The following is a 24553-nucleotide window of genomic DNA, read 5'->3' on the forward strand; positions in this document are numbered from 1 at the left end:
CGTGTTTCCTTTTCTGGCACTTCCATTAATGATTACAATTTTCATGCGTGTATCCTCCAACTTCCGATTTTCCAGCTCATTAAACCTGAATTTGATAAGCTCCTCTCAGAGATTATGTTTCAATTTTCTTCTATGAATTTCACTACTCTATCTATATTTCCGCTTTCATATTCATCATGTGTTAATTTGAAACACTCATCCTTACTAACACTGCTGTAGTCTATATACATAGCAATATCTTCTGGAATTAAAAACAAGTTTACTCCTTCTCGTTTCAGCGATTGTAAATCTCCGTGATTGACATCAACAATTACTTCCGCTTCCCAATTTTTTGCTTTAATTACAGACTGTAAATTTTCTTTTAATACAGTACTTCTCTTTTTTTTAAAAATATTAAAATGTCCATCAGGTCCAACCTGTGAATTTCTCCCATTAGTTACATAGGGTACAACGGCTATTTTTTTTATCATTAACTTGTCCTCCTTTTCCACTTCTTATAACTTCTAATTTTACTTAAACTTTTTTCACCTTAACAAACTGGGATTTTTGTTATTCTACGATACCTTCAATATAGCTGTAATCAATATTTCCCTTTGTAACAGAATAGAAAAATGGATCTTTTCTAATTGTATCATCTGAATTGATAATAAAATTATTCCAATCGCCTGCCTCGTTGCCATCAGACAAATAAATAGTAACTTTAAAACTATATCCCATATAACCCAAAGATGGCTTTGACCGCTTTACTTCGACACCATTCAAATTTTCGACAATATGCTGAATCTGCTCTTTGTCGGTAATATGTGTTGCGTTTCCGCTATTGCCATTGAAAACAACTATTTCCATGACCTCATTAGGGTCTAAGTCCATCAAGTCGAGTGGAATATTAAACCATACAACAATGCCCATCAAAAGAATTATCACAACAGACAGCAATATGATGATTTTCTTTTTCATATCAGCTCAACTCCTTTGTCAAATCCCGATTTTTGTTCTATTTGCTCCCCGATAAACTTGAATTTACAAAACCGTTTCCCATAATAATGATGAAACAAACGGTTGCAATAAAAACATTATTATTACTACCATTCCAAAGATAATATAAAACTCTTTGCTGTTCGCATTTGATTTTACATACTTGTTGAAATTTTGAGTCACACCTTTTGCAATCAAATATCCAATTAATGTTCCTGTAGCATTTGTAATAACATCGTTTATATCCGTTGTCCTAAAAGTAAAAATCTGTGACAGCTCGATTCCTACAGTAATGCATAATGCAACGAACATTGTTTTCTTGATATTCCTATATTTATCCCACAAAACAGGCAAGAAAATTCCCAATGGAACAAACAGAAGTACATTTAAGCAAGCGTTTACAAAGTCTGATATCATATCCACAAATGGAATCACATTAATTGTAAAGTCTATTTTCATAGAGTCTATGCTCGGAAAACCAACAAGCGATAGAACCGAAACAAAATAAGAGCCAAGCACTATATAGATAAGTGTTTTTTTTAAGTCATGGAGAATATACTTTCCGTATAAACCGAATAGAGGAATTATAAAAACTAAAGCGGCTGCAATCTCAATAAGTGCCGCATAAATTCGATGCATACTCTATACCTCCCACATAAATTTTCTGTTTGACAACTTCAAATTTATATTTTTTTTTGTAAATAAATCATATCTGTTAGTTGAACCCCACCTTCAAAAATAGGGTGGTCATAGTTATCAATAAAAAAATTTTCAATGCTGTGTGAGCGGGCAAAACCAAATTTTTCATAAAAAGGAACGGTCAACGGGCTATCCCCTGTACCAACTTGTAGTATCGAATACTTCCCTTTATATTTCGCAGCAACAAAGTCAATTAGTGCCTTGCCGTAACCTTTGCCCTGATATTCTGGCGCAGTTGCAATATTTTTAATTTCAAGAATGCCTTTGCCCTCGTCGGTTACTACACACTCGCATTTAACCCCATTATCGACTAATACATACATCGTTCCTCTATCAATATATCGGTCTATCATGCTCTCTTGTTCATCGGCTAACAGTAATAAGGGGAGAAATTGTTTTTTATTCTCTTTGATTTCTATAATTTCCATATCGGTATGTACTCCAAAATTCGCATTTGTAACTGGCTTTATTCTATCATGTTTCGGTACGAAAATCTATGCCGACGGTCAAACTGAAACTTAAAAATGCTCTCAATTAAATTCTGTTTTTTCGTATCAGCATTGGTATCATCTTGACCGTTGACTGCTCCGAACGGTTGTGCTATTTGTCATAGGTGTAAGTTCTACACTTGGCAATTTCAACTACAACAGAATAGGCGCTTTGTATTCTAGATACTCCCACTCGCCTAAAGGGAGAATAGACTGTTCAAACGATTTGTTTGGCGGGTACACATGGTTCGGTATTAGTCTCTGCGTATCCCAAAAAGATATCTTTGAAGAACTTTTTTATGATTGCCTTTGTTTCATCACAGACGGTATACATTTGAATGCACATAGTCCATTCGGAATCGGGCAGCGCATTACTTATCTCCACCTGCAAACTGATTTCCGCATAAGTTTGTTAGTAAATTCAGAATATCCCTATCTGTCCCTATGTACTGTATAATTAGATTATTATACAAATAGAAATGTGGAATACTCTTCCATTCAACATAATGAGTTTCATTTTCTAAAACCACCTCGGTTCCACTATCATCTATAGAATAAACATCTACTTGAGCTTGTGCGGAATTATCGTATTCATATATCGTGATACGACCATCAGATACTCCACTAAAGGTTAGAAGATGCCTTTTTCCTGTTAGTATTTGTGGCTCAACGCTTTCACAAATAACAGTATAACCATTGTTTTCAAGCTCCTTCAAAATGTCATCTATACTTATTTTCACTTCTGTATCAGTGTGCTCATGTGAAACATCCTCTGTGTTATCATTTTCGGAATATATCTTGGGTACATCTGTTACAGTGCCATCTGTAATAAGCTCATCATTTTCGGTTGTCGCTTTGCTACACCCAGATAAAAATATTATAAAGCCAATACAAATTGCCATTATCTTTTTCATAGAACTTTACCTCCACAAACAAGTTGTTCTGTCAACGGCGGTCAAGGCCGTTCATTAGATTTCTCTAACGAGCGGCCTTATGCCATGTTTCATATTCAGTTTTTAGCATAAATCTGACAGGGTAATCCTGTCGTATGCTCCATTTTTAGCATCCTCCGGATGTGGCTCTAGGCCAATAATGGTTATTTCCATCTTATCTGGTCCATATACCCAGAACATCCTTCTGGCTCCGCTTTTCCTGTTTTCCAAATAGGATTCCCACACCCTTAAGCCATATCTTTTTGATAAAGGCTCAATATCATGTGTATTAAGACCCGGATAATGCGGATCCTGTGCTAATTTCTTTAATGCAGCACCCCATTTCTTATAGAGTTCTGCATCCTTTTTGTTTATCGTTCCATCTCGATAGCTTGTTTGCAGTCTGCTCCATAATTCAGCCATCTCCGGGATACCCATTCGTATATTATATGCCATTCGTACTCTCCACCAGCTTCTTAGAAATCAGACAGATCAACAACAGGAGATACCTCTCCCTTTTTGAAATTGCTGATTGCTCTATCCATATCTTCTAAGGTTCGTGCAGATATACTGTCCGGAACTGTCAGCTCTCTTGGCTCTAACATAATGCATCCGTTGTCATATTCCTTGACATTATAATACTGGTATAATGCACCCCTGAGTGTTATTCTCTTTTTGCTATCAATATGAACTGTGTAATCCTTCACTGCCGTCATGATTCTCACCTCCATAATATCAAGTGGGATATCCCACCTAATATTATAATATACTCAGCTTTAGTATTTGTCAATGAGAACCATTTATTCCCGACTTTAGAAAAGACCGGAAAGCAAAGGTACAAGTGTCTGTAATGTTCCTACTGCGCTCTGAAAAAATGCCATAATGTTAATCTCCTTTTACTATTTGTTTTTCGTGATATATTTCCTTTGCCCCGACCAGGGAGGCTGTTTACAGTTACGTACCTCCAAGGAATATCTGGGAATCCATGTTTCCGATAATCGTATCCGCATTATCCTTATAGATTGCTTTCAGCTGTGACTTTGCCTGCAACACCAGACATGCCGAAATTTCACGGCTTCGGATGGTTGCAACCAGCTTTTCCAGATTGGGGATCTGCCCAATATTGGCCGCCTCATCAATAAGGCACCTCACATGTACCGGAAGCCTTTCGCCATACACATCATCTGCCTTTTCACACAACAGATTGAACATCTGCGTATAGATCATGGAAATCAGGAAGTTAAATGTCGCATCCGTATCTGACATGATCAGAAACAGGGCAGTCTTTTCATCTCCCAGGGTATCCAGTTCCAGTTCATCATAAGCTGTAATATCCCGCAGTTCCTTGATGTCAAAAGGTGCAAGTCTTGCACCACAGGAAACCAGTATGAATTTTGCGGTCTTGCCAGTAACAAAATGTCAATAGTTTTTTAATCATTTTTCTCAAAAAGGCAAAAAATAGAACGTATAGTTTATTTCCATACGCTCTATCTCACATTTCATATTAAATTTTGAATTCTACAAACTGAAATTTTCAAACGAATAGTGTTTCACACTCTTCTACTTCGAGAATTAATTGCTTTTTCATATCCTGTCATAAAACTCGCTATATTAAACAATTCCACCGTGCTTATATTGCTGTTCCCGAAGCTTATCCAACGATTTTGCTCCATCCGGGCTATACAAATCCAATAATTCCAAAAAATTACCAGACTCCTTACACCCATGCAATATCATACGCATACTATCCACATCTTTACCGAATAACATACCCAACAGACTCATATCATACTGATTTTGACTATCACTTAATACTCCCTGCTGATGTAAATCCTCCATAAAACCATAAGAACGAACCTCGGTACCTATTCGCATCGCCACATTATATAAATCCGGATCAACAGTATGAAGATGATTTAGGTAGCGTGTCTCAATATTTCTATTGGGCGTGCCGCTCATCATCCAATTTGCTATATCTTCCAAAGATGCACCTATGGCAGCATCATCAATCAAATGCATCTGCCATCTTCCGCTTTCAGTCTTTGTAAAGGTATATTTTCCATCTTCCGAATACAATGTATTTGACCATGAGTTTTTTGGAGCCGCCTGGTCTCTGACAAGCACTTCAAATGCATCCATTGCAACTCTGTCTGGGATACACTTTTTCTCATCTGTTGGTAATTCCATTTTCCCCAATGCTACTGCAGTTTGCACTAGTTCATAATCCGATATGTTTTCTCCATGATAAAAATAAGAATTTTGTTCTTTCAATTTATCAAATGATGCCGGTAGTTTTACTTCTGCCAACTGTTCTTTGGAAACCTCAGTCCAATCTTCTTTTTTCTTACTACCTGCGGTCTGCATCTGCACTCTCGGACCGTTTGTAATCTTTGTACCATATTTTGCGTTTACCATATGTTCTGTTATTGTCACATGTGCAAACTGAAATAAACTCCTTTGGTTTCTTGTATTTCCGTAACCTTCAACTTTCACAGCATATGGAAATGATGACTTCGTATTCAAAACAGAGTAAGTACCTGTATAAAATGTATTTGCCGCTTGTATTCTCATAATATAACCTCCAATCCAAACAGACGCCATCCTTAGCTCATAATATTTATCGACATTTATTCATTTTTCTTTACAGAATGGAACGAAACCTGAAAGTTTTGCTTTATAGAAATTACTTATGCTGTAAAAAATTATAAACTCTTTGATTGAAATCCTTAGCTTCTTCGTAAGCAGCATGTCCTAAATCATCATACATAAAGATTTCACAACCGAGTTTTTTTGCAATTTCCAAAGAAGCCTCTCCACTTACCACTTTATCCTGCATGCCTCCAATTACAAACACCGGGCATTGAATTTTATCTAATTCGTCATAAGCTTTACAACTAAGGCAAGCTTTTGCCAACGCGATAAATCTTGGTACATTCTTTGGTTTCTGCAAAACCGCTAATAATGACATAAACGGTTTGTATCGTTTCACATAAATGTCAGAATACATCTTTTCAGCCATATCTGTAATCAGCCTTTTCATATTATTCTGTTCCGTAATATGAATCCAATCATTGACTGTCCTTTCGACTGTTTCATTATTTTTCGAAAGTGTTACTGCGAGGACTAACTGATTTACTAAATCTGGTCTGTCTATTGCAAGATATTGAGCAATCATACCACCTTGTGATACACCAAAGATATCAGCATTTGTAATCTTTAATGTATCCATCGCCATTGCTATATCTGTCGCTAAGTTTCTTACTGTTATGCTATCGCTAATATTTTCTCTGCGATCAAACAGATAAACTTTATAATCTCTTGCAAACATTCGATACATATAAGCCACTGAAAATGCTGCCCCTTTTATGCTACGGGTACTAAGACCTTGAATCAAAATCAAAGGCTTCTCACCTTTTCCAAAAGTAATATAATTCATCTGTATGTCCTGTATTTCTAACAGTTTTTCTTTTGCATTATAAAACATAGAATATTCACCGCCAAATTCCGATTTGTTAAGCTATCTATATAATATACAATATCATCTCTCTCTGATTATTACAATACCGACCGCCCTCGTTAGTTTTCAGGTCTAACGAAGGTGGTCGGTACATAAAAAAGCATTATTATTTTTATTCCACTGCTTCCATAAAGTAAATCCGGGAGGAAAAATCCGGGAACAGTCTGGTGTCGGAATTATATCCGGTTCCGGCGAAAGCAGGCTTCAGAGCGATTCCTGCACGCATCAGGGTATCTCCGTAAGCAGTCAGTTCTTCTTTTTCGCCATTCATATTCACAAATCGTGAAAGAATCTCCTGCAATATAGATCCCTGCTTGATATGAACCGGAGAAACGGTGTTCACAAGGTCTCCGAAGTCTTTCAGATTGTATTTGATATTCCTGCCGTAGAAATGATATTTCACATCCGGAAGTAACCCCACCGGGCGATACCAGTCATGGGACTGGTTTGGAACTGCCAGGCGCCGGAAGAACAGCCCCACTGCTCTTCTGCCATCCGTGGACACGCAGGTCCATGATAAGGTTTCCAAGTCGGAAGCTTCGTTTTCTGTTCCACGGTAAAAGGTTCCAAACTGGAAAACATCCCGCCATTTTTTATAAAGTGCAATCTGTTCCCGGATAGCGCTTAGGTCACTTCCGGACAGATCCTTTAAATTACATTCATATCCTAAGACACCGAAGGAAGCCACCTGAAAACGGGTCTCAAGGGGCGTGATCCTTAAGGTCTGATGATTTGGACAAGATGACACATGTGCTGTAAATACTGATAAGGGATATCCATAGCTGTAACTGTTCTGAATTCCGGTACGGCACAGTGCGTCAGTATTATCGCTCGCCCAGATCTGCGGGAAATAACTTAATATTCCCAGATCAAAACGATTTCCACCTGAACTGCAGCCTTCAAACAAAATTTCAGGGAAACGTGTGGTCAGCTCATCCATAATGTGATACAGCCCCAGTACATAACGATGTGCCGTCTCTCCCTGTTTCGCAGCCGGCAGATAAGGGGAATAAATATCACTGAAATTACGGTTCATATCCCACTTTACATAACGGATGTCTCCGGAGGAAAATACCTTCGTCATGGAATCTATTACATATTGCTGTACTTTGGGATTGCACAGATCCAAAAGGCGCTGATTGCGCCCTTCGGAGTGGGGATGTCCAGGAATCGTCATTGCCCAGTCGGGATGCTCTTGATAGAGACGGCTGTTTTCACTGATCATCTCCGGTTCTACCCAGAGACCGAAATCCACCCCCAGGGCTTTGATTTTTTTACTGAGGGAAGCAATTCCTCCGGGCAGCTTCTTCGGATCCGGTTCCCAGTCTCCCAGGGAGGAAGTATCGTCATTCCGCCCGGAAAACCACCCGTCATCCATGACGAACAGTTCGATGCCGACATCTGCTCCCGCTTTTGCCAGCTGCAACAGCTTTCTCTCATCAATCTTAAAATAACATGCTTCCCAGCTGTTTAACAGAACCGGACGAGGTCTTCTCTTCCACACTCCCCGCACAATATGCTCTCTGATAAAGGAATGTAACTGTCGGCTGAGTCCGCCATACCCATTCGAAGAATAGCTTAAAACAGCCTCCGGTGTATCAAAGTGCGCTTCCGAAATCAGCTTCCAGGAAAAGCTCTGTGGATTGATCCCACTTACAAAGCGTAGTTTTCCATAAGAGTCTTTCTCAAGGGCTTCATAATGATTTCCACTGTAGATCAGATTGCAGCCGATACAGGAGCCAAAAGTCTCACAGGTGTTCTTATGTCCCAGGATCATAAAAGGACTCGAGCGGTTCGAAGAGGTTCCCGTATAAGACGCATTTATAAATTTGCCGGAACGTAAGGAAATCTGTTCTCTGTGCATCTCTCTTGCCCAGGCACCGCTGAAATGAGTGATCACGGAATAATCCTCTGTCAGATCTAACTGTGCACTGAGACATCGCTCCAAGGTGACAGATGTGTCACTGTGATTGATCAACCGTGCGCTTCTGGTAATGACATCACATTCTTCGAATACGGTATAAAACAGCTGCAACTCCAAATGATTCGTAACATCCTGCAAAACAATCTGAAGGCATTCCGCGGAATCAGTTCCCACTTCCGAATAGCTGTGAGGAAGTCCGGAATCCTGCAGGCACTGCTCTCTTTCCTTTAAAGTAACAATTTCATAGGAATCAAAAGTAAAGTCAGAGGTGACACTTCCGTCGGCAAATCTGACTTCCAGAAAAGGTTCTCTGATATCTCCCTTTCCCAACGTACCAACCTCCAAGCAGACATCTTCCATGGAGATCTGCGGATGTTCTTTGTCATAGGTACAGGTATTTCCCGGAGCGAAGGCTCTCTGTATGACAAGGGGCGCACAGGAGGAAGGATCCTGTGAATCCACAGTGATCCGCTCCCCGTAATACAGATGTTCTAAATGTCCGGTATTCATGACACGTATTCCGTAGGTTGTGTGGGCTGTTTGTAAAAAGAACCATGGTCTTGTATCGGAATCTTTTACAATCTGAATCATGCTTTAAGCCTCCTGAATCTCTTTTAATCGTTCCTCGGTCAGCTGATATTTCTTATGAAAGAAAATGACACCGATGACAAGGAGCAGAATGGGGAATAACGCCATCGTCATGCGAAGCCCTACCACAGAGCTTCCGGAAGCCCCTGTCGCTGCCGCAGCATCGCTGGTATCAGAGCTTAAGTTGCAGAGGTTCAGGCACAGGGATGCCACTAACGCAGCAATACCGGAAGCCAGTTTTACCACGAAGGTCTGCATGGAGAAAAGGACACTCTCGTCTCGGCGATGATTTTTCCATTGACCGTAATCTACGGTATTGGCTAAAAATACGGTAGTCAGTACTGTCAGCATACCATTGGCGGCAAAGATCAGGAAGCCGGGAATGAACAGTAAAAATACAGTACTCATATTCGTAAAGCATAAAAGAAGCAATACAGCATATCCGACAATTGCCATCAGGAAGCTGACATAGAAGATCCGGATGGTACTCATAAACTTACGAAGTAACGGGAACAAAAGCATCATGGCGAGAATCTGTACTGCCCCGCCGAAGGTATTGAACAGGGTATAGGAATTGTACCAGGTATCTCCGCCAAAATCATATTTAAAGAAATAAATTACCAGGTTAGAGGTGGTATAGACCGCGCAGTTGATCAGTACGATGGTAATGACTACTGCCATCGCCTGATCGTTCTGAATCAGTGCCTTGAACATCTGACCGATGGAAGGAGCATCCACATCTACTGTAGATTTTTCTTTGATATTAATACAGGTAATAGCGATAAATATCACGAACAGCACGGCAATGATCAGGGTAAACCGGGAAAATCCGATCCTCTCTTCTCCTCCACCCAGGGCATTGACGCAGAGCATGGTGATCACGGTGATAATGGCAGAGCCTACACCGGCGCAGGAACGTCCCAGCGTAGACAATCCTTCACGCTCTTTTCCACTGTGAGTAAATGCCGGTATCATGGACCAGAAGGGAATATCCATCATGGTATAGGTCACGCCCCAAAGAATATAGGTGACTGCCGCATATGCTACCAGTCCATTGCCATTCAGTGCAGGCGGTGCCGAGAACATCAGATACAGAACAACAGCATTGGTTACTGTGCCGATCATCAGCCAGGGGCGGAACTTCCCCCACCTGGTCCTGGTCTTTGCCACGATGACGCCCATGAAGGGATCGTTAAACGCATCGAACACTCTTGCAACCAGCAGAATGATACCCATGGCTACGGCGTTCACGCCTAAAATATCCTGATAATAATACAAAATATAGCTGGCAGACAGCATGTATACCATATCCTTGCCTACCGCACCCAGTCCATAAGAAAATTTTTCTTTTCCGCTTAAACTCATGATTAACCCTGATCCTTTCTTTTGAAATCCCTTGAAATCTTTTTCTCAAATGAAACCATTAAATCAATTAAGTCTTAATCTGAAAAGGTATCCGTACTTCTCCTGCCGTTCGTGACTGCAACAGCAAAGTTCCCTGACCGGATCTTCCAAGACTCTTAACATAAGTTCCACCCATGCCTCCCTGCAGGGCGATGGTGTCAGGTCCGATGATGGAGATGTCACCTTCCGCAATCAGACGAACAGGCTCCTGATAAAAGGGAAGCACATTTCCATGGTCATCCACTGCACGGATCCGTACCAGTGCCACATCATAGCTGTGCTGTTCTGTCAGAATGGTATGATCCGCTTCTGCTTCCAGCCGGATTTCACGAACCGGTTCTTTGGTGACGGATTTTACGACTTTGCCGTCTTTGATAGCATCAAAACGGTATACGGTAGCTGTGCCGCCCCAGTCACCGATGTACTTCGTATACAGCCTGGTCACTTCCGTAAAATCGATATGATAGATCAGAAGCAGTTTTAAAGCCGTAAGATATAATCTCTTCGGAATGTGGTTCAGGCTTCCTCGCGCTACGAGATTCATGGCATCCGTGATCTCCTTTGCATGTTTCGGACGGAATCTTTCGTTCTGTGCAAAAGAATCTCCGATAAAATCATCGATCAGGATGGGACCGTGCTTTAAGTGCTTATAAGGTGACATTCCCGGCAGATATTCCTTGATAAACCGGTCATTTTTGTACATTTTCACGCTGTCTGCATTGGATAGAATATAAATGTTCCCGCGGTTACAGCCGGGATGCTCTCCGATATCCATGGAGGAAGTGATCTCCAGCACAGGAGTCTGCTCCTGCTCACAGGCATAGATACTCGCTGCCAGCTTCGGGTTGCGGAACATATCCATGACCCCGTGATAGCAGATCCGGTCACCGCTTCCGAAGTCTTTGTGGGTGTTGTAGTCGAACATGCACCAGCCGAAGCTTCCGGCGATATCGGACTGACCTGCCACAGCATCCAGTACATTGGCATGGCGGATCGCATGCTCACTTCGACGTTCTTCGTTATCGAATGCCTTGGTGGGATACATATGTCCGTTGTATTCGCTGATCAGATAAGGCTTCTCCATGTCTGAGGTGACCTTTTTCTTAGGATCACAGCCGGGCATCTCCCCGTCGTGCAGAAAATCATTATACGTATAGACATCTTCTAACAGATGACTTTTTTTCATGGCACGGACACCACCGGTAGGTCTCGTGGGATCCAGCTTATGTGCTACGGCATTGGTTTTTTCGTAAAAGGCATCGTCATCCGGTGACTCATTGATGCGTATTCCCCATAAAATGATGGAGGGATGATTACGGTACTGTCGGATCATGTCTTCGGCATTTGCCACAGCCTGTGCTTTCCAGGCATCGTCACCGATATGCTGCCAGCCGGGAAATTCCGTAAATACTAAAAGTCCCAGCTCATCACAGCGCTCTAAAAAATAATGGCTCTGGGGATAATGGGAAGTCCTTACGGCATTTAAACCCAACTCCTTTTTCAGAAGATCCGCATCCAGCCGCTGCATGCTCTTAGGCATGGCATATCCCACATAAGGGAAGCTCTGGTGGCGGTTTAAACCGCGGATCCGCACCTTCCTGCCATTGAGGTAAAAGCCGTCCTTTTTAAATACTGCTTCCCGGATACCAAACGTGGTCTTAGTCTCATCCAGGAGTGTATTGTCCTGATATAGCTGTGTCTTTAAAATATAGAGATTGGCTTCTTCAGTGTCCCATAACAGAGGCTCGGTAATTGCTGCCGTAAGAGTGATCACCTTGTCACAGGCAGTATCTGCAGAAATGGTCTGTTCGCACAAAAGATTCCAGGATTCCTGCGCGTCTGCGGTATTTTTCGGCATGTAGTACTGTTGGATGGTCACGTTCTCATTACTTTCCGTAAGCGTGATCTCAGAGGTGATCTGCGCTGTCACGGGAGACGATCTGAAATCTATCGCTGTATGGACGAAGATATCCGAAAGGGAGACTTTTTCCTTCACCTCCAGCCGGACATCCCGGTAGATACCGCCATAGGTCATATAATCGATCACATAGCCAAAGGGCGGAACGTTTAAATTCTCTCTGCTGTCTAAGCGGACACAGAGCAGATTATCCTGTCCATAGAGGACATTGTCCGTTAAATCTACGGTAAATGCAGTGTAACCGCAGTGATGCTCTCCCACCTTTTTCCCGTTGCAAAATACAGTACTGTCATGGGCAGCTCCCTCAAAAGTAAGCAGGATCTGTTTCCCCTGCCAGTCCTTTGGAATCAGGAGATGGCGCCTGTATCCGCTGACCATCTGGTAGAGGGATTCGTCAAAATAATGAAACGGGGTCTCCTTACAGGTATGCGGCAGACGTACCGGCTGCAGCGTGTTTTCCGGATATTCCGGTGCCGCTAAACTGTCCTCAAACTGTTCAGTGAACAGCCAGTCGTCGTTTAAGTAAAATCTATGTGTCATAAGTTCTTCTCCTTTTTTGCCTGCGTATTTACTTCCTCTGTGTGATTCCGTACATGAGAATATTTACAACCTCATTTAAGGCGTCCACGTAAGTCAGATGGTTCTGCGCGAGGATATCTCTCTGGAAAAACTGCTCAATGGAGGCTTCCAGCATCATTTTCACCAGGCAGATGGGAACCGGGCGGATACTGCCCTCTGCCATGCCCATCTCGGTCAGCTGGATCGTAGGCTCCCAGCCGGTCTCTAAACGAAGCTCCACTTTATGGTAGATCTTAGGATATTTGTCGCGTAGGGAATACAGCTTTCTGAGGTCAATATTCTGATAGCCTTCCGGCAGGACACCTAAGATGCGCTGCAGCTTTTCGATGGTTCCCAGCGCAGGATCCGTCAGGATCATCTGCTCGCTTTCCTTGATGGAGTCAAAAATATAATCTACCATGGCCAGGAACAGAGCTTCTTTGTCGTCATAGACCGTATAGATGGTCTTTTTACTGATGGAAAGTTCCTTTGCCAGGTCATCCATCGTGAACTTCAGCCCTTTCCGATCGAAGACACGAAGGGTGGCATCCAAAATATTTTTTTGCAGAGCATCTGTGGTATCCATAGGTGTTCCTCCGTCTTTAGAATAGAATACTTTCATAGGTTTCTCTGGAAACTCAAATATTAAATTTAGTTTCCTTTGATACAAGAGTAGCATTTTAACAGGGAATATTCAAGAAACGTTTTTACTAAAAAGAGTTTCCTAAAATTGTGAAATATAACAAAAAACCAGCCAAACGAGTGTTGACTGGTTTATAAGCAGTTTTTATATTTTTTTCCATTGTTCTGCCAGAGTTGGATGGGACTTTTTACGGGTGATCTCCACCAGACCAAGTGGTGTCATATCCACGATCCGGGGATGCTGAGGATCCCCGGCGGTCAGCGTTTTCAGGTATTCCAGCAGTTTCTGACGATTTTCCTTTTCTGCCATATTGATAAAATCTACGATAATGATACCGGACAGATTCCGAAGACGTAACTGCCTTGCAACCTCTTCTGCCGCTTCGGCATTGACCTGATAATAGGTCTCTTCTCCTATCTTCTTAGATTCATTTTTGCCGGAATTGACATCGATGACTGTCATGGCTTCCGTGGGCTCAATGACCAGATATCCGCCGCATTTCAGCCAGACTCTTGTATCCAGTGCCTCATCCATTCCCCGTTCGAGAGAATATAAAAGACGCAGGGAAATGGCAGGATCATCATACAACCGGAGGCTCTTCTGCTGTAAAAGCGGATGACTGCTTTCGGATAGCTTGTGGAAGATCTCCGGGTCATCCGTAAGGACTTCACTGTATTCCGATGGATCTGCCAACTGCTCCAACACCTCGTAGATGACTTCAGAAGGCGCAAGAAGACAGGTGAGGCATACTTTATGGTTCGCCTGTCTCAAAAGGCTCTGAAGGGCTTCAGACGCGTTCTCAGGGGTAGATCCGTTTTTGACAAGCTGCTGCTTCATCCGGGAAGGATCTGTGGTAACGGAAGCCCGCTTTGTCTTCTGGGCATCTCTGGTGACCATGACCACCAGTTCATCCCCGGCTTTTAAGCTTCCGTCCGGCTGTCTGTTGGTAAGATGTGCCGTGCCTGCTTCCCGTAGTGGCAGAAAGCACAGTTCCCCGGGCGCAATCTCCACGAAACAGGCATCGATGTTTTTCGCCACATTCTGTATTTTCCCCAGGTAGATTCCGCCAATCTTACTGGCATTCGAACGCAGCACCCGCACAGCGGCAATTCCACCGGAGTTCACAAGTAATGCCACATTTTTATCCAGAAGCTTCGTAAAGATCATTTTCCCAGTGGTACAGTCCGTGCTCTTACGGATCTCATTCACTTCTTTTTCTCTTGCCGGTCTGCCGCCGGTGAGACTGCGGCTCATTCGGCATCTCCGGAAGCTGCCTTGTAAGCTTCTTCGCTGTCATAACCGATGGCATCTAAGGGAAGCAGTTCTAAGGTATCGCTTCTTAAATAGGTCTCTTCTCTGTTGACCATAAGGGCATTCTCCGGGAGGGATTCTCCATTTTCCGCAAATAATGCCTCCACTACCTGAATCGGTTTGACATTACCGGCGCTGGATGCATCTACCAACAGATACAGGCTGTTACTATCCACGGCTTTCATCTCATAGATGCCTTCTTTTAAATTGATTTCCCGGCTGCCTTTTTTGGTCTCCTTGGTGATCAGGATCTCGTCCTTTTTAAGGAAGCGTTCCACAGCAGCTGCCAGATCAAAATGAGGACCTCTGCTCTCCCGGAAGGTTATGGTATATCCGGCGGCAGCCACGCTTGCCATGGCATTTCCTGCCTTATCCGGCAGGATCTTCACGGAAGTGATCTCAATGCCGGGTACAGATGCGGCATTGAGCCGTGTCTTAACATCCTCGCAGGAAGTCAGGGAATGCACCTCCAGATCCATATATTCTCCGTTACTGGTCAGTCCCACGCCCAAAGGTGCTGCGAAGGACATGATCTGATGGGGGCTGAAGCCTCCGGTATAGGCTACGTCCAGTTCTGCTCTGCGGTTGGCTTTCTGGAAAAAACGCATTACATCCAGATGGCCGATAAAACGTACCGGTCCGTATTTTTTGAATTTAATTCTTAATTTCATAATTTCTGCAGATTTCTATGCGGTCTTTCTTGAAAGACCTGCAATTCCCTTTCCTCTTATTCTTCAACATTCAATAACGTGCCATAAGGGTGTGTCTCGTACGATCAGTCTCTGGGCTCTACGCAGATACCGCAGCCGAATCTGGCGGCACCGCAGCCCTGACATGCCTGTTTGCAGTTCGGTGAGATCGTCTCGTTTTTCGCCTTCTGCCATTCTCTCTCCAGGAAAGAACGGGAGACACCGCAGTCCAGGAAATCCCATGGCAGGATCTCGTCCAAGGGTCGTTCTCTGTGGGAATAGAAATCCGGATCCAGACCACAGGAATCAAAGGCTTCCATCCAGACATCATTGTGGAAATATTCGCTCCAGGCATCGTAGAAGCAGCCCTTGTTATAAACATATAAAAGCACCTGGGACAATCTCCTGTCGCCTCTTGCCAGCACACCCTCTAAGACGCTGACATCCGCTTCGTGCCAGTTGTACTTGATACTCTTCTGATTCAACTGTTCGGAGATGGCTTTTCTGGTCAGATATGCCTTTTCCACGAATTCTTCCTTGGTACACTGGGGTGCCCACTGGAATGGAGTAAAGGGCTTCGGTACAAAGAAGGAGGTACTGGTGACAATCTGTACTCTGCCGTTGACACGTTTCTCCTTTGGCACCGTATCGAAGAAAGTGGCTGCGATCTTATTGGACAGCTCGGCGATGCCGCGGATATCCTCCTCGGTCTCGGTGGGATGTCCCAGCATGAAATACAGCTTGACTCTGGTCCAGCCGCCCTCGAAAGCCAGCGCGGAACCATGCAGGATCACTTCTTCCGTCAATCCTTTATTGATGACATCCCGCAGTCTCTGGCTGCCGGCCTCCGGAGCAAAGGTCAGACTGGATTTTTTCACATCCTGCACCTTACTCATGACATCCAGGGAAAAGGCATCGATACGTAAGGACGGCAGGGAGATATTGATATGTCTCTTGTTGCATTCTTCCATCAGGAAATCGATCAGCTCCGGCAGCTTGCTGTAATCACTGGAACTCAAGGAGCTCAAAGAGATCTCCTCATGACCGGTATTTTTCAGCATCTCCATGGCGTATTTTTTCAATACTTCCACATCACGCTCTCTGACCGGACGATACAGCTGCCCCGCCTGGCAGAAACGGCATCCGCGGATACAGCCTCTCTGAATCTCCAGGACCACTCTGTCCTGCGTGACCTTAATATAAGGTACCACGGGCTTCATGGGATAAAAGCTGTCGGTCATATCCGTCACCAGTTCCTTGCGGATCGTAGCGGGAAGCCCTTCTTCCGTAGGCCGGAAGGAAGCAATGGTGCCGTCCTCGTGATAGGTGGTCTCATAGAATCTGGGAACATACATACCGGGCAGCTTCGCAGCACGGCGTAAGAATTCTTCTCTACCCGTCTTCTCTTCCTTACATTTTTTATATAGATCGATCAGCGGGCGATACTGGGTCTCGCCTTCACCGATATAAAAGATATCGAAAAAGTCTGCAATGGGTTCCGGATTATAGGTGCAGGGACCGCCACCAATGACAATGGGACAATCATCCCCACGTTCCTTTGCAAGCAGCGGGATCTGTGCCAGATCCAGGACCTGCAATATATTCGTATAACACATCTCGTACTGAATGGTGATTCCCAGGAAATCAAAATCCTTGACAGGATCCTGGCTCTCCAGGGCAAACAGAGGGATATTTTCCTTACGCATGATGGCATCTAAATCCACCCAGGGAGAATAGACTCTCTCACACCAGACATCGTCCCAGGAGTTGAGCATGCCGTACAGGATCTGAATGCCCAGATGAGACATGCCGATCTCGTAGACATCGGGAAAGCACATACAAAAACGGACATCAATGTTATTTAGGTCCTTCACCACCGCGTTCACTTCGTTGCCGATGTAACGGGCAGGTTTCTCAATCTTCATCAGAATATCATCGCTTAATGCTAATTTTTCGTTCATAATCAATATTTACCTCAATTTATTTTTCATCTGCCGGACATCTTCCTCCGTGCAGGGAATCCCGGAATATCTGGCTTTCTCATAGATTTCCGCCATTCCCGTAATACCGAGAGCTTTTTGTGCATCTCTAGCAGTATAAAATGGGATGCTCATCTTTGCAAGTCCACAGGTGTTTATTTTTTTCTGATACATGTGCCGGATCTTCTGCGCAGCGTCCGGGAAAAGAAAAGAGAACCTTTTTTTATCATCGGAAACGGACCTGCCGGATATTCCCTCCAGGTGTTCTCTTATGTCACTGTTCTCCGTCATAGCTTCTTTTTCGGATTCCGGCAGAAAATGCATTCTGTCCTGCAAAAATGCGATGAGCTTCCGAATACCGCGGTACAGAATAGAAACAGCAACGATTAAAAGTGCAATAATGGCAATATATTCCAGGATTACCCACAGAATAAAAGGATCTTCGCTCTCTAAGAGCGGCATTTCGCCGCTGCCTGCGTTCTGCTCGATGATAACTTCCGGTTCTGTGGTGTCCGCGGGAAGCAGTCTGAACAGGAAACGCAACACCATAAGAAGTCCTCTTCGCAGGACCTGTAAAAACGGTTTCAGCCAGGCAAACTGTGAAATTAGAAAAAGCACCATTCCGGAAAGCAGCACAAAGGTAGTCGTACTGCGGATTCCCGAACGGAAAATCTCCTGAAATGGGATCTTGCCGGTGCTTAAGCGGTTCACGGTAAGAAAATCCTCATAGGATTGCAAAAACAGGATCACGGCATACAGCAAAAAGACCAGGATCAGGCTCATGCGATAATAGAGATCCCATGTATCATCCCCTTGATAATGCTGTAAAAACAGGCATAAAAAAGATATACCGAATGCTAGCGGCAGGGAAAGCGGTTCTGACTTGAAATCCTGTGTCCGAAACCGCAGCCACAGAGAATAGATCACAAAGCCGCATCCAACAAGCAGTCTTACGCCTCTGTTCACACCGTTTGCCGCAGGCAGTACATACAAAAGCACTACGACAAGACCGTGTAACAAAAGAAGCATCGGTAGATGTTTACTGCGTTTTCTCACATAGTACAGGAAAAACAACGGAAATGCCGCTAACATCCACAAAACCATGGAAGGACGCTTTTGTGGGGATAATGCTGCAAGAAGGCTCGCCGATGCCATAGCAAAGGGATAAAAACATAATTGATTGAATAAATCCGTTAATAATTCTTTCACATTCAGACACTTTCTTCCCGTAGGGAAATAAATGTGATCAATGATCTCAACTCCTCTTCCATCTCCGGAGGTACTGTCCCGGAATAAGGAAGGAACCATTTCATATCCGGATGGCGCGTGTGATACTGCAGGATCAATGATGCAAAATCGTCGTACGCGTTGGGGGATACAATGCAGGTCATGAGCGCACCGGAAGACTCTGATAACCGGGAACTGAACAATTCCGTAAAAGACCGCACGGGCTTAGAAGTATCGATCAGAGCAAATGCTCGAAGTACCGCCTCCCGCTGTCTGATACCGCCACCGGCTTCTAAAATACAGGGTTCGTTATGAAGCACATCCACGCCGTTACAATATACCGCTACCTGCATCCCCTGTTCTAAAAATAAAAGCAACAGCGCTGTGGCAATCTGTAAGCTTGCCTCTACACAGTCCTCTTTTTTCAGGATTCCGGTATCTTCCAGATTGATAAAAATACGGACAGATTTCTCCGCGGTGTAATTCTTCTGATTGACCTTGAATTCTCCGGTGCGGGCGGTGGCTTTCCAGTTGATACTTTTTAAATCATCCTGGGGCTGATATTCCCGGATGCCCCGGTATTCAAAAGGATCCTCCTGCAGATGTCTCTTCGTAAGGACTTGTCCGCTCAGCTGCTTCAGAGACTGTCGAAACTCTGGGTGGGAAAAAGGCTTCGGATAGACATAGAGACTACTGTGACCGATATCGGCCGTTGCGGTGTACTGCGCGGTCAGGAACAGATCCGATGCCACAAGATCCGCTTCTGCGATGGTGTAATAGCCTCTCCTGCCGGCGGTGAAGCGTAACACTCTGGTCACCTTTTCTAAAGCGCCGATCTGGAAAATATCATTTCGGTAAAACTTATCTGTGGTACGGGAACCTTTGGTGTCTGCAAACAACAGATGTCTGTCGGTCTGAAATTTGACTTTCAGCATAGTAAGAGGAAGCTTTTTCTGATTCTCTATGATCTCTGACAGGGTACTTTCCTGTCCTTCCCAGATGCCTTCTTCCTGAAAAGACAGGCGAACCCTTAAGTTCTTATGCCATACTTTCTGATAGATTGTTTTCTGTCCCAGATACAAAAGCAGGGCAACTACGAGAATTCCCAGCAGTTGTATCATGGCTCAAACCTTTCTGTGGGCACGGGAATGGAGGATAGAATTGCCTCTATCCTTCCGGCGTTCGTGCCGGCAAAAGCCCCCATACCGCATACCAGTCTGTGAGCCAGTACCGGAACCGCAAGAATACGGACATCATCCGGCAGACAATACTTCCGTCCCTGTAAGTAAGCATAGGCTTTCACACAGCGTAACAGACCGAGGGTACCTCTGGGGCTGACACCGGCAAGAATCCCTTCCGCACTTCGCGTGGCTTCCACGATCTGTACCATATATTCCCGGATGCAGGGATGAACAAATACTTTTGCTGCTTCCCTACGGGCTTCCAACAACTCTTTTGGGCTAACAACAGATACTAAGCTCTGTAAGGGATCTTCTTCCATGTATAATTCCAGAATCCGCAGTTCCTCTTCCCTGTCCGGAAGATTCATGGACAGTTTCATAAGAAAACGGTCTAACTGCGCCTCTGGTAAGGGGAATACTCCCGCACTTTCTATGGGGTTCTCTGTGGCAATGACGAAAAACGGCTCTCCAGGCGTATAGGACACGCCATCGATGGTCACCTGCCGCTCTTCCATGCACTCTAACAGCCCCGCCTGAGTCCTGGGTGTGGCACGATTCAATTCGTCCGCCAGCAGAATATTGGTAAATACCGGACCTTTTCGCAGGGTGAATTCATTCTTCTGTCGGTCATAGACATTGATGCCCGTGATGTCGCCTGGCAACAGATCCGGGGTGAACTGCACCCGGGAGAACTGCACATCCAGAGACTTTGCCAGTGCCTTGGCGAGCTTGGTCTTGCCGGTACCGGGAACATCTTCTAACAGCACATGTCCGTCGGCAATCAATGCGGTAAGCAGAAGCTCTGTTACTTTTTCCCTGCCTACCAGAACCTTTTGAATATTCTTTTGTATTTTATCTGCTAATTCTTTTCCTGTTTGTTCTGTCATGATCTCTCCCGGAATGATTTCATTATTATTTTATTATACCTTATAAAAATAAGTTCTGCCAGTACCAAAAGGTACATAAATATGAACTGCAAAGCATGGTCATATAGGGAGGAAGATTTTTGGAACCATTGGATAATAAGAATACAGCACAACTTTTGCAGCAAATGCGCAGACAGACAGAAATAAAGCCGGAGCAGGAGGCTCCTTCGGAAACCGCATCGCATGGCGGCGGTACCTTCCGGATTCGTCTTGCTCTGGCCGGAGTATTGTTTCTGACAATTCTGTTATTGGATCAAAATAAGAAATGTTTGGTGGGCATCTCCATGGATCAGATCTTTCAGTATGTGACCGGAGTCGATTATGGTGTCGGTCTGAAGAACTGGGTGGAGACAGTTGTTAACGGTTTGCAAGTTCTGTGGTGATCTCTTCCCAGGTGACGTCTTTTTCTGCCATCAGTACCATCATATGATACAGGAAATCACTGATCTCGTATTTGACTTCATTGGGATTGGGATTTTTAGCGGCAATCACGATCTCTGTCGCCTCTTCGCCCAATTTCTTAAGGATCTTATCAATACCCTTGTCAAATAAATAATTGGTATAAGAACCCTCCTTGGGGTGTACCTTACGGTCCTTGATCACATCGAAGACTTCCTCGAACACCTGTAAGGGGTTGCTGCTTTCTTCGTAATCTTTTTTTGTGATCTCATTAAAGAAACAGCTCTTGCTGCCGGTGTGGCAGGCTGCACCGATCTGGGATACTTTTGCAAGGATCGTATCCATATCGCAGTCGGCCACCAGCTCCTTCACATACTGGTAGTGTCCGCTGGTGAGGCCCTTCAGCCACAATTCCTGTCTGCTTCTGCTGTAGTAAGTCATCTTGCCCAGCTTCAGTGTCTGTTCATAGGCTTCCTCATTCATATAAGCCATCATCAGAACTTCCCGGGTACGATAATCCTGCACGACAACAGGTACCATGCCGTCACTGTTTTTCTTAAAATCTTCCCACTTGTAAGCAGCCTGGAAGGATTCAATGGGAATATCATTTTCCCGGCACAGATCCTTCAGGGCAACGATCTCTTTTACATTATCGTTGATGGTATTGCCGGTGATGCCGCATACATTTTCATATGCGAAGATCTCTAACAGCTTGTTCAGTGCTACCTGATTGATCTGGACGAAAAAGGGAAGGGACAGAATACTCTGCGTCTCCCGGATCTGGTGAGGATTCATCAGGATCATGGCAGAGACATACTTTTCAATTTTCTCTTTATGTAATTCCAAAACGGCGGGATCATTATAGGAGATCAGTATCTTCTCCTTGCCGAATTTCAGGGAGACTTCCTCCGTGATCTCAATATTACTCTCTTTCTCATAGTCGAGAACCGCCTTTTTACATCCGGCATAAAGTAATTTCTTAATGTCCTCCATGCGCTTTACATTGCCGGCACCGATGACATCTACTTCTGCTTTGGCACAGATATCCTTGATGATATCCAGAGCCGCGTCATGCTCTGCATCTTGCTCGGACATATCGAACACGATCAGTTCATCTGCGTTGTGCTCACAGTAATAATCTGCCAGACGGACAGGATCCGTATCTACGATGGTAGTATCCGTAAGGTTTCTCACTGCATGCTCATGATATAAATAAATACAGGGAACAAATTTCTTGATGATCATAGTAATCCTCGCGTTTTTCTATGCCTGCATGGTACGGACCTCAGGCACGTATTTTTTACAGACTTCCTTTGGTACTTAAGACATCCGTTACCTTCGGATTATAGGAAACGGCCTGATCCAGAGCCCTGGCAAATGCCTTGAACATGGCTTCGATCATATGGTGATTGTTGCCCGCAGACAGCATCTTAATATGTAAGTTCATACCGGCACTGTAGGATACGGCATAGAAAAATTCCTTCACCAGTTCAGTATCCAGTTCCCCTACCTTCGGTACGGTGAATTCACATTCAAAATTAAGGTAAGGCCGACCGCTTAAGTCAACGGCACATAAAGCAAGCACTTCATCCATGGGCAGGATAAAATAACCGTAACGGTTGATGCCCTTCTTGTCTCCCACTGCTTTTTTAATGGCCTCGCCTAAGACGATACCGGTGTCCTCCACCGTATGGTGGCCGTCCACCTGTAAGTCTCCCTTTACCGTGCAGTCCAGATCAAAAAAGCCGTGTCTGGCAAAGCCGTCCAGCATATGATCAAAAAATCCGATGCCGGTAGACAGATCAGCTTTTCCGCTGCCGTCCAGATTCAAGGTGATGGCGATATCGGTCTCCTTTGTTGTTCGGGTCACAGATGCTTTTCGTTCCATAATGTCTCCTAGTCTTCAAATCTCACTTTAATACTGTTTGCGTGTGCGGTCAAGCCTTCGCTCTTCGCAAAAGTCTCGATCTGTGTATGTACCTTTTCCAGTGCCTGTCTGGAATAAGAAATGATACTGGTCTTCTTGATGAAATCATCTACATTTACCGGAGAGAAAAATCTTGCGGTACCGTTGGTAGGCAGAATGTGGTTCGGACCTGCAAAATAATCTCCCAGAGGTTCGGAAGCATACTCTCCTAAGAAAATCGCACCGGCATTGCGGATACGGGTCATGGTGTCGAATGGATTCTTTGTAATGATCTCCAAGTGCTCAGAGGCAATAGCGTTAGCTGCATCGATCGCATCTTCCATATTGTCAGCCAGCAGAATGTAGCCGTAATTGTCCAACGACTTCTGAATAATGGGAGCACGCTCTAAGACTTTGACAAAACCGTCCACTTCCTCAGATACCTTCTCGGCAAGCTCCTTGGAAGTCGTGATCAGAATAGCACTTGCAAGCTCGTCATGCTCTGCCTGGGACAGAAGATCTGCCGCAACGTATCTGGGGGTAGCAGTCTCATCCGCCAATACCAGGATCTCGCTGGGGCCGGCAATGGAATCAATGCTCACATAGCCATAGATTGCCTTTTTGGCAAGGGCTACAAAGATGTTGCCGGGGCCGGTGATCTTGTCGACCTTAGGTACGGACTCGGTTCCGAATGCCATAGCAGCGATAGCCTGCGCCCCGCCCACTTTATAAATGGTGTCTACACCGGCAATATCAGCAGCTACTAAGGTACCGGGATTGACTTTACCGTCTTTTCCGGGAGGAGTGGTCATAATGATCTTATCTACACCGGCTACCTTCGCAGGGATTACATTCATCAATACGCTGGAAGGATAAGCTGCCTTTCCACCGGGAACATAGACACCGGCTCTTTCGATAGCCGTGATCTTCATGCCTAAGATCGTACCGTCCGGCTTTGCATCGAACCAGCTGTTACGAAGCTGCTTCTGATGAAAAGCGCGGATGTTCTCTGCGGACAGACGGATCACATCCACCAGATTCTCATCCATCTGCGCGTAAGCTTCTGCAATTTCTTCTTTGGTCACGCGGATATTCTCTGCGCTTAATGCAAACTTGTCAAACTGTAAAGTATAATCGAATAAAGCCTGATCACCCTCGGCACGAACTCTGTCTATGATCTGATTCACGGTGCTTTCGTACTGAGAGTAGTTATTCGGACTTCTCTTTAAGAGGTCGTTCAAAATACTCTGTTTTGATTCTTTATCCAATGCTACGATTCTCATAACGGT

The 24553-nt window shown here is 44.4% G+C and carries 23 protein-coding genes and 1 pseudogene; 1 reads left to right on the forward strand and 23 read right to left on the reverse strand.

From position 1 onward, the window contains the following. Positions 1-119 precede the first annotated feature (119 nt). The 20 genes and pseudogenes from ACTRDR_RS09545 to ACTRDR_RS09640 form a co-directional block, all read right to left on the reverse strand. Positions 120-470: a hypothetical protein gene (locus ACTRDR_RS09545; RefSeq protein ID WP_440527181.1), complete on the reverse strand. Its 351-nt coding sequence runs from the start codon at positions 468-470 to the stop codon at positions 120-122. Between the two features lie 79 nt (positions 471-549). Further along, a complete protein-coding gene (locus tag ACTRDR_RS09550; protein ID WP_055273063.1) occupies positions 550-957 on the reverse strand; it encodes a hypothetical protein in 408 nt (135 codons plus the stop codon). 63 nt (positions 958-1020) lie between these two features. After that, entirely contained in the window at positions 1021-1614 is a 594-nt protein-coding gene (locus ACTRDR_RS09555) for a VanZ family protein (protein ID WP_440527183.1), read from the reverse strand. Positions 1615-1658: 44 nt separating this feature from the next. After that, positions 1659-2102: a GNAT family N-acetyltransferase gene (locus ACTRDR_RS09560; RefSeq protein ID WP_440527184.1), complete on the reverse strand. Its 444-nt coding sequence runs from the start codon at positions 2100-2102 to the stop codon at positions 1659-1661. Positions 2103-2533: 431 nt separating this feature from the next. Next, on the reverse strand, positions 2534-3076 hold the full coding sequence (locus tag ACTRDR_RS09565; protein ID WP_440527185.1) for a hypothetical protein: 543 nt from the start codon (positions 3074-3076) through the stop codon (positions 2534-2536). A 102-nt stretch (positions 3077-3178) separates the two neighbouring features. Next, positions 3179-3550, reverse strand: coding sequence for a hypothetical protein (locus ACTRDR_RS09570; protein WP_440527186.1), 372 nt, complete (start codon positions 3548-3550; stop codon positions 3179-3181). Positions 3551-3570: 20 nt separating this feature from the next. After that, the gene (locus ACTRDR_RS09575) at positions 3571-3810 is read right to left on the reverse strand and encodes a hypothetical protein (RefSeq protein WP_440527187.1); all 240 of its coding nucleotides are present in this window, start codon (positions 3808-3810) and stop codon (positions 3571-3573) included. Between the two features lie 241 nt (positions 3811-4051). Then, positions 4052-4501: pseudogene (locus tag ACTRDR_RS09580) on the reverse strand (type IV secretory system conjugative DNA transfer family protein); the annotation flags it as partial. A 204-nt stretch (positions 4502-4705) separates the two neighbouring features. After that, a complete protein-coding gene (locus ACTRDR_RS09585; protein ID WP_440286154.1) occupies positions 4706-5665 on the reverse strand; it encodes a hypothetical protein in 960 nt (319 codons plus the stop codon). Positions 5666-5777: 112 nt separating this feature from the next. Further along, positions 5778-6578 carry an alpha/beta fold hydrolase gene (locus ACTRDR_RS09590; RefSeq protein ID WP_118331551.1) on the reverse strand — a complete coding sequence of 267 codons (801 nt, stop codon included), beginning with the start codon at positions 6576-6578 and terminating at the stop codon, positions 5778-5780. Positions 6579-6723: 145 nt separating this feature from the next. Beyond that, a complete protein-coding gene (locus ACTRDR_RS09595) occupies positions 6724-9126 on the reverse strand; it encodes an alpha-galactosidase (RefSeq protein ID WP_440527190.1) in 2403 nt (800 codons plus the stop codon). A gap of 3 nt (positions 9127-9129) precedes the next feature. Then, on the reverse strand, positions 9130-10488 hold the full coding sequence (locus tag ACTRDR_RS09600) for a glycoside-pentoside-hexuronide (GPH):cation symporter (RefSeq protein WP_440527192.1): 1359 nt from the start codon (positions 10486-10488) through the stop codon (positions 9130-9132). A gap of 67 nt (positions 10489-10555) precedes the next feature. Further along, the gene (locus tag ACTRDR_RS09605) at positions 10556-12985 is read right to left on the reverse strand and encodes a glycoside hydrolase family 2 TIM barrel-domain containing protein (protein WP_440527193.1); all 2430 of its coding nucleotides are present in this window, start codon (positions 12983-12985) and stop codon (positions 10556-10558) included. Positions 12986-13013: 28 nt separating this feature from the next. After that, positions 13014-13589, reverse strand: a complete 576-nt coding sequence (locus ACTRDR_RS09610) for a TetR/AcrR family transcriptional regulator (protein ID WP_440527195.1) — start codon at positions 13587-13589, stop codon at positions 13014-13016. Between the two features lie 201 nt (positions 13590-13790). Further along, positions 13791-14900: a ribonuclease E/G gene (locus ACTRDR_RS09615; protein WP_440527197.1), complete on the reverse strand. Its 1110-nt coding sequence runs from the start codon at positions 14898-14900 to the stop codon at positions 13791-13793. Next, positions 14897-15628: a TIGR03936 family radical SAM-associated protein gene (locus ACTRDR_RS09620; protein ID WP_440527198.1), complete on the reverse strand. Its 732-nt coding sequence runs from the start codon at positions 15626-15628 to the stop codon at positions 14897-14899. The genes ACTRDR_RS09615 and ACTRDR_RS09620 overlap by 4 nt, the downstream gene beginning before the upstream one ends. Before the next feature lie 104 nt (positions 15629-15732). Further along, positions 15733-17607, reverse strand: coding sequence for a TIGR03960 family B12-binding radical SAM protein (locus ACTRDR_RS09625; protein ID WP_440527199.1), 1875 nt, complete (start codon positions 17605-17607; stop codon positions 15733-15735). 9 nt (positions 17608-17616) lie between these two features. Next, complete coding sequence (locus tag ACTRDR_RS09630) at positions 17617-18834, reverse strand: hypothetical protein (RefSeq protein ID WP_440527201.1); 1218 nt, start codon at positions 18832-18834, stop codon at positions 17617-17619. Between the two features lie 2 nt (positions 18835-18836). Continuing rightward, on the reverse strand, positions 18837-19973 hold the full coding sequence (locus ACTRDR_RS09635; RefSeq protein ID WP_440527203.1) for a DUF58 domain-containing protein: 1137 nt from the start codon (positions 19971-19973) through the stop codon (positions 18837-18839). Next, complete coding sequence (locus ACTRDR_RS09640; RefSeq protein ID WP_440527205.1) at positions 19970-20920, reverse strand: AAA family ATPase; 951 nt, start codon at positions 20918-20920, stop codon at positions 19970-19972. The genes ACTRDR_RS09635 and ACTRDR_RS09640 overlap by 4 nt, the downstream gene beginning before the upstream one ends. Before the next feature lie 119 nt (positions 20921-21039). Here ACTRDR_RS09640 and ACTRDR_RS09645 point away from each other — a divergent pair, with 119 nt between their 5' ends. Further along, the gene (locus tag ACTRDR_RS09645) at positions 21040-21342 is read left to right on the forward strand and encodes a hypothetical protein (protein ID WP_440527206.1); all 303 of its coding nucleotides are present in this window, start codon (positions 21040-21042) and stop codon (positions 21340-21342) included. On the opposite strand, the gene hisIE is transcribed toward ACTRDR_RS09645, so the two are convergent. Genes hisIE through hisD form a run of 3 tightly spaced genes read right to left on the reverse strand, consistent with a single transcriptional unit; the run spans position 21317 to position 24547 of the window. Continuing rightward, positions 21317-22603 (reverse strand): bifunctional phosphoribosyl-AMP cyclohydrolase/phosphoribosyl-ATP diphosphatase HisIE, encoded by a 1287-nt coding sequence (hisIE, locus tag ACTRDR_RS09650; protein WP_440527208.1) that lies wholly within the window; start codon positions 22601-22603, stop codon positions 21317-21319. The genes ACTRDR_RS09645 and hisIE overlap by 26 nt on opposite strands. 55 nt (positions 22604-22658) lie before the next feature. Next, positions 22659-23246, reverse strand: a complete 588-nt coding sequence (hisB, locus tag ACTRDR_RS09655) for an imidazoleglycerol-phosphate dehydratase HisB (RefSeq protein WP_440527209.1) — start codon at positions 23244-23246, stop codon at positions 22659-22661. An 8-nt stretch (positions 23247-23254) separates the two neighbouring features. Continuing rightward, entirely contained in the window at positions 23255-24547 is a 1293-nt protein-coding gene (hisD, locus tag ACTRDR_RS09660) for a histidinol dehydrogenase (protein ID WP_440527211.1), read from the reverse strand. Between the last annotated feature and the right edge of the window lie 6 nt (positions 24548-24553).

It is taken from the genome of Simiaoa sp. (genome assembly GCF_051972595.1).
Taxonomy (GTDB): Bacteria; Bacillota; Clostridia; order Lachnospirales; family Lachnospiraceae; genus Acetatifactor; species Acetatifactor hominis.

What these genes read in the sequence shown, in the direction of transcription:
- ACTRDR_RS09610 (WP_440527195.1), bottom strand. Translation starts at nt 13,589, where the DNA reads ATGGATACCACAGATGCTCTGCAAAAAAATATTTTGGATGCCACCCTT.
- hisB (WP_440527209.1), bottom strand. Translation starts at nt 23,246, where the DNA reads ATGGAACGAAAAGCATCTGTGACCCGAACAACAAAGGAGACCGATATC.
- ACTRDR_RS09600 (WP_440527192.1), bottom strand. Translation starts at nt 10,488, where the DNA reads ATGAGTTTAAGCGGAAAAGAAAAATTTTCTTATGGACTGGGTGCGGTA.
- ACTRDR_RS09620 (WP_440527198.1), bottom strand. Translation starts at nt 15,628, where the DNA reads ATGAAATTAAGAATTAAATTCAAAAAATACGGACCGGTACGTTTTATC.
- ACTRDR_RS09615 (WP_440527197.1), bottom strand. Translation starts at nt 14,900, where the DNA reads ATGAGCCGCAGTCTCACCGGCGGCAGACCGGCAAGAGAAAAAGAAGTG.
- ACTRDR_RS09575 (WP_440527187.1), bottom strand. Translation starts at nt 3,810, where the DNA reads ATGACGGCAGTGAAGGATTACACAGTTCATATTGATAGCAAAAAGAGA.
- ACTRDR_RS09605 (WP_440527193.1), bottom strand. Translation starts at nt 12,985, where the DNA reads ATGACACATAGATTTTACTTAAACGACGACTGGCTGTTCACTGAACAG.
- ACTRDR_RS09590 (WP_118331551.1), bottom strand. Translation starts at nt 6,578, where the DNA reads ATGTTTTATAATGCAAAAGAAAAACTGTTAGAAATACAGGACATACAG.
- hisIE (WP_440527208.1), bottom strand. Translation starts at nt 22,603, where the DNA reads ATGATCATCAAGAAATTTGTTCCCTGTATTTATTTATATCATGAGCAT.
- ACTRDR_RS09635 (WP_440527203.1), bottom strand. Translation starts at nt 19,973, where the DNA reads ATGATACAACTGCTGGGAATTCTCGTAGTTGCCCTGCTTTTGTATCTG.
- ACTRDR_RS09570 (WP_440527186.1), bottom strand. Translation starts at nt 3,550, where the DNA reads ATGGCATATAATATACGAATGGGTATCCCGGAGATGGCTGAATTATGG.
- ACTRDR_RS09640 (WP_440527205.1), bottom strand. Translation starts at nt 20,920, where the DNA reads ATGACAGAACAAACAGGAAAAGAATTAGCAGATAAAATACAAAAGAAT.
- ACTRDR_RS09625 (WP_440527199.1), bottom strand. Translation starts at nt 17,607, where the DNA reads ATGAACGAAAAATTAGCATTAAGCGATGATATTCTGATGAAGATTGAG.
- ACTRDR_RS09550 (WP_055273063.1), bottom strand. Translation starts at nt 957, where the DNA reads ATGAAAAAGAAAATCATCATATTGCTGTCTGTTGTGATAATTCTTTTG.
- ACTRDR_RS09565 (WP_440527185.1), bottom strand. Translation starts at nt 3,076, where the DNA reads ATGAAAAAGATAATGGCAATTTGTATTGGCTTTATAATATTTTTATCT.
- ACTRDR_RS09595 (WP_440527190.1), bottom strand. Translation starts at nt 9,126, where the DNA reads ATGATTCAGATTGTAAAAGATTCCGATACAAGACCATGGTTCTTTTTA.
- ACTRDR_RS09545 (WP_440527181.1), bottom strand. Translation starts at nt 470, where the DNA reads ATGATAAAAAAAATAGCCGTTGTACCCTATGTAACTAATGGGAGAAAT.
- hisD (WP_440527211.1), bottom strand. Translation starts at nt 24,547, where the DNA reads ATGAGAATCGTAGCATTGGATAAAGAATCAAAACAGAGTATTTTGAAC.
- ACTRDR_RS09560 (WP_440527184.1), bottom strand. Translation starts at nt 2,102, where the DNA reads ATGGAAATTATAGAAATCAAAGAGAATAAAAAACAATTTCTCCCCTTA.
- ACTRDR_RS09555 (WP_440527183.1), bottom strand. Translation starts at nt 1,614, where the DNA reads ATGCATCGAATTTATGCGGCACTTATTGAGATTGCAGCCGCTTTAGTT.
- ACTRDR_RS09585 (WP_440286154.1), bottom strand. Translation starts at nt 5,665, where the DNA reads ATGAGAATACAAGCGGCAAATACATTTTATACAGGTACTTACTCTGTT.